At 77.7% G+C, this 3351-nt stretch carries 1 protein-coding gene; it reads left to right on the forward strand.

The window, feature by feature from the left end; all coding sequences use genetic code 11:
- The first annotated feature begins 19 nt into the window (after positions 1-19).
- Positions 20-3346 carry a non-ribosomal peptide synthetase gene (locus HWY08_RS12585; RefSeq protein ID WP_255499659.1) on the forward strand — a complete coding sequence of 1109 codons (3327 nt, stop codon included), beginning with the start codon at positions 20-22 and terminating at the stop codon, positions 3344-3346.
- The last annotated feature ends 5 nt before the right edge of the window (positions 3347-3351 follow it).

Here is a 3351-nt window from a genome sequence, read left to right on the forward strand (position 1 = left end):
TCGCGACGGGGCGGGGGCCATGTTCGAGAGCGGATCAGCTGCCGGTGCGGCCGGCCTGGATACCCTTTTGTCTCGAGGGCAGCGGGCACTGTGGTTCCTGCAGCGCCTGGCGCCGTTGAGCCCCGCCTACAACTCCGTCCACCTCGTCCGGCTGGGGCAAGCGACCGACCTCGACGCGCTCCGCCGGGCCATGGACGGCCTGGTCGAGCGCCACGAGGCGCTCCGCACGAGTTTCCCCGCCGTGGACGGCCGCCCGGCGCGCCGGGTCGCGCCGTCCGGCGCGATGCCCTTCGCGGTGGAGGACGCGGGCGGCGCCGGTCTCGGCGCGCTGCGCGAGCAGATCGCGCGCGACGTCTACGCGCCGTTCGAGTTGGCGGCGGGGCCGCTCGCCCGGTGCCGCGTCTACCGGAACTCGGCGGCGGGCGACCTCGTGCTCATGGCCATCCACCACGCCGTCGTCGATCTCTGGTCGTGGGCGCTCTTCCTCCACGACCTGGGGGCGCTCTACGCCGCGGCGCGCGCCGGCGTCGCCCCGGCGCTCGCCCCCCCCCTCTACGGCTGGGCCGATCACGTCCGCGCGGAGGAGGCGCTGCTGGCGAGCGCCGACGGCGAGCGGCTGTGGGCGTCGTGGCAGCGCGCGCTCGCGGGGTGCGACCTCGCGCCGGTGGCGCTTCCGCTCGACCGGGCGCGGCCGGCCAGCCCGTCCTTCCGCGGCGGCAGCCGCGGGCGCCGCCTCGGCCTGGAGCTGTCCCGCCGGTTCCGCGCGCTCGGGCGCGCGCACGGCGCGACGCCGTTCATGACCCTGCTGGCCGCCTTCGCCGTGCTGCTCCACCGCTACACGGGGCAGGAGGACCTCCTCGTCGGGACGCCGGCCGCGAACCGCACCCGCGAGAACGCCGGCCTGTTCGGCTACGTGGTGAACCTCCTCCCGATGCGCGTCGACCTGTCGGGCGCGCCCTCCTTCGCGACGCTCCTCGGCCGGGTCCGCGACACCGTCCGGCGCGGCCTCGAAGCGGCGCGCTTCCCGCACGCGCTCGTCGTCGAGCGGCTCCACCCGGCCCGCGGCGCGGGCGGCGCGCCGCTCGTCAACGTGGCGCTCACCTACCAGAAGACGGCGCAGCTCGTGGACGCCGCAGCCCTCGCCTCCTTCGCGCTCGGCGAGGAGGGCGGGCGGCTCGAGCTGGGCGGGCTCGCGCTCGGGTCCCTGCCGCTCCACGAGCAGCCGTCGCCCTTCGACCTCACCGCCATCGTGGCCGAGGCGGGCGAGGAGCTCGTCCTCAGCCTCGAGTACCAGCGCGACCTCTTCGACGAAGCCTCCATCGACTCGATGCTGGCGCAGTTCGCGACCCTGCTGGACGGGATCGTCGAGGACCCGGCGCGCGCGATCGCGGACCTGCCGCTCGCCACCGGCGGCGAACGGCGCGCGCTCCTCGCGGCGGCGCTTCCGCCGGAGCCCGGGCCCGCGCCGGAGCCGGTCCACGAGGCGTTCGCGCGCCAGGTGGCGGCTACGCCGGAAGCGGTGGCGGTGGAGCAGGGCGAGGTGGCGCTCACCTACGCCGAGCTGGCGCGGCGCGCCGCGCGGCTCTCGCGCCGCCTGCGCGGCATGGGCGTGGCGCCGGAGGCGCCGGTGGGAGTGCTCGTCGAGCGCTCGCCCGAGCTGGTGACGGCGCTCTGGGGGGTGCTGGGAGCCGGCGCGGCCTGGCTGCCGCTCGACCCGGCGGCGCCCGACGCGCGCAACGCCTTCATCCTGGAGGACGCCGGCGCCGGCGTCGTCCTCACCACCCGCGACCGGGCGGTGCGGCTGGCCGGACTCGGCGCGGCGGTGGTGGTGCTCGACGACGTCGACGTCGACGCGTCCGAGGCGGCCGGCCCGGCGGCGCCAGCGCCGGTCGGGCCCGACTCGCTCGCCTACGTCATCTACACCTCCGGCACCACCGGTCGGCCGAAGGGCGTGCTGGTCGACCACGAGGCGTTCGCCACGCACTGCCGCGAGGTGGTGCGCCACTACCAGCTCGACCCCGCCGACCGGGTCCTGCAGTTCGCCTCGCCCGCCTTCGACGCCTCGCTGGAGCAGATCGTGCCGCCGCTGCTGGCGGGGGCGACCGTCGTCCTGCGCGACGACGACGTCCCCGGGGGGGGGCCGTTCCACCGCTTCGCGGCGCGGGCGCGCCTCTCGGTGGTGAACGTGCCGCCCGCCTGGTGGGCGGAGTGGGCCCGCGCTTGCGCCGGCGCGGCGGCGCCCGAGCCGGTGCCGGCGCTGCGCCTCGTCATCGTCGGCGGCGACGCCATGCCGGGCGAGCCGCTCGCCGCCTGGCGGCGGTCGCCCATGGCGGGCGCGCGGCTCCTCAACGCGTACGGGCCGACCGAGGCGACCATCACCGCCACCCTCCACGAGGTGGCGCTGCCGTCCGAGGGCGAGGCGGCCCCCGCGACGCTCCCCATCGGCCGGCCGCTGCCGGGCCGGAGCGCCTACGTGGTGGAGCGCGGCGGTGAGCTCGCGCCCGACGGCGTGCCCGGCGAGCTCCTCCTGGGCGGCCGCTGCATCGCCCGCGGCTACCTGCGCCGTCCGGATCTGACCGAGGCGCGCTTCACCGCCGACCCCTTCGACCATCGCGCCGGGGCCCGCGCCTACCGCACGGGGGACCTGGTGCGACGCCGGCACGACGGGGCGATCGAGTTCCTGGGCCGGGTGGACGGCCAGGTGAAGCTGCGCGGGTTCCGCATCGAGCTGGGCGAGATCGAGGCGCTCCTCGCCGAGCACCCGGCCGTGCGCGAGGCGGCGGTCGACCTCGTCCAGGCAGGACCGGCCGACCGGCGCCTCGCGGCGTGGGTCGCCCTCGCGCCCGGCGTCGAGGCCGGGCCGTCCGAGCTGAAGCGCCACCTCCGGGCGCGGCTGCCCGAGTACATGGTGCCAGCGGCCTTCGCCTTCGTGGCGGCGCTGCCGCGGACGGCCGGCGGCAAGCTCGACCGCACCGCCCTCCCGGCGCTCGCCGCCGGCGCCGTGGACCGCGCGCCCTTCGTGGCGCCGCGCGACGAGGTCGAGGCGGGCCTCGCCACCCTGTGGGCCGAGCTTCTCGGGCTGGAGCGGGTCGGGGCGCAGGACGACTTCTTCGACCTGGGCGGGCACTCGCTGCTGGCGGCGCAGCTCGTGGCGCGGGTCCAGCGCGCCTTCGGCGTGGAGCTGCCGCTCAGGACGGTGTTCGAGGCGCGGACGGTCGAAGCGCTGGCGCTGGCGGTGCTGGACGGCCTCGCGGCACGCATCGCGCCGGAGGAGCTGGACGAGGTGCTGGACCGGGTCGAGGCGGGGGAGGCGGCCCCGCCCGCCGCAGAGCCGGCTGGGGGATGACGGGC

Origin of the sequence: Anaeromyxobacter diazotrophicus (genome assembly GCF_013340205.1) — a bacterium.
GTDB classification, from domain to species: domain Bacteria; phylum Myxococcota; class Myxococcia; order Myxococcales; family Anaeromyxobacteraceae; genus Anaeromyxobacter_A; species Anaeromyxobacter_A diazotrophicus.

Bases quoted from the DNA above. Each gene is read 5' to 3' on its own strand.
- HWY08_RS12585 (WP_255499659.1), top strand. From the start codon at position 20: ATGTTCGAGAGCGGATCAGCTGCCGGTGCGGCCGGCCTGGATACCCTT.